The organism is bacterium, from assembly GCA_030654305.1.
Lineage (GTDB): Bacteria > Krumholzibacteriota > Krumholzibacteriia > LZORAL124-64-63 > LZORAL124-64-63 > PNOJ01.
On the sequence record JAURXS010000009.1, the window covers coordinates 1 to 1,740 of the forward strand.

General features: G+C 70.0%; 2 protein-coding genes. Both read left to right on the forward strand.

From position 1 onward, the window contains the following. Positions 1–1,295 (forward strand): FlgD immunoglobulin-like domain containing protein (locus tag Q7W29_00280; protein ID MDO9170250.1); only part of this gene is annotated, 1,295 nt, incomplete at its 5' end. Between the two features lie 80 nt (positions 1,296–1,375). Next, on the forward strand, positions 1,376–1,740 hold a 365-nt coding region (locus tag Q7W29_00285; protein ID MDO9170251.1), incomplete at its 3' end, for a hypothetical protein.

Sequence of the window (1,740 nt, forward strand, 5' to 3'; positions counted from 1 at the left end):
TCTCGTTCACGGTGGACTGCACCATGCCGCCGGGCGTGACCGGCCTGACGTCGGCCCCCGGCCACGAGCAGGTCACGCTCGCCTGGACGATGGCCGACGCCTCGGACGTGGACCACTACGAAGTGTGGCGCGCCGTCTGGCACACCGGCGACAACGTCACCTCGGCCTACCCCGAGTACGATGATGACAACCCGAGCCAGCCCGTGTGGCCCGCCGACCACGCCGCCGCCGTCGCCAGCCCCGAGTGGTCGCTGGTGGACGACACGGTGCCCGGCACGGCCGTCGGCTACGTGAACAACCACGCGCCGCGCGGCATCTACTACTACGAAGTGTACGCCGTGGACGCGGCCGGCAACGTCGGCCCCGGCGCCGGACCGATGAACCGCAGCACCAACTACTGGCTGGGCGACATCGATCCTCCGACCTACGACGGCGACGTCGACGTGCCGGACATCGACGAGCTCGGCTCGGCCTTCGGCTACGTCCATGGCGGCGTCGGCTACGACAACGAAGCCGACGTCGGCCCCACCGACGACACCAGCAGCTTCGGCATCCCGACCACCGACAACGTGATCGATTTCGAGGACCTGATGATCTTCGCCATGAACTTCGGCAACGTGGCGCCGCGGCAGCCCGCGGGCGGCACGCCGAACGCGGTTCTGGCCTGGACGCATCTGGATGGGAACACCTGGGCGCTCGAGCTGGTCGAGCCTTGCGCCGATCTGAAGGGGTTGCGTCTCCGCGCCGGTCTGCCCGACGGGGTGGCCTGCGAAGTCCGCGCGGGTGAGCTGCTCGACGCCCAGGTTTCCCCGGCTTTCGTGGCCAACATCGACCGCAACGGTCTGGACGCCAGCCTCGCCCTGCTGGGCCGCGGCGGCGCCATCGCCGGCGCGGGCGAGCTGCTGCGCGTGACCTTCAGCGCGGACGTGACGATCGTTCCCGAGATCGACGCGCGCCGCACCGACAACGGCGATCTGCGGGTGTCGCAGACCACCGGCAACGAGCCGCAGACGCCGGCCCGGTTCACGGCCGGCCAGAACTACCCCAACCCGTTCAACCCCAAAACGACCATCGCCTTCGCGCTGCCCGAGGCGCGTCACGTGCGGCTGGGCGTCTACGCGGTGGACGGCAGCCTCGTGCGCACGCTCGTCGACGGCCAGCTGGCCGCCGGCGCGCACAACATCGTGTGGGACGGCCTGGACTCCGCGCTGCAGCGCGCGGCGACCGGGACCTACTTCTACCGCCTCATCGCGGGTGCGGACACCGAGGTCCGCAAGATGACGCTCGTGAAGTAGGAACAACGCAGGTACGCAGCCACCCATCGCCCGCCCGGGCTCCGGCTTCGCGCCGGAGCCCGGGACCGACAGGAGCCGACATGAAGTCCCGCACCCCGTTGTTCGCAGTCCTGCTGCTCGTCCTGGCGATCGCGCCCTGCGCGCACGCCACCGCCCTGCGCTGGGAGCCCCGCTGGCAATCGATCGCCCCGGGAGCCGCAGGCAGCGCCGCGGTGATGCTGGACGACGACGTGGACATCCGCACGATCGAGGTGCGGATCACCTACGATCCCGACGTGATCACCGGGGTCACGTCCTCCCCCGGCTCGATCTACGACGGGGTGGGATGCTTCCTGTGGGAGGACTACGAGGAGACCACGCCGGGGCTCTTCCACGCCTACGTGGTGATCATCGGCGGCACCTGCTATGCCAGCGGACCCGGCGAACTGCTGGTGTGGCACTTCGA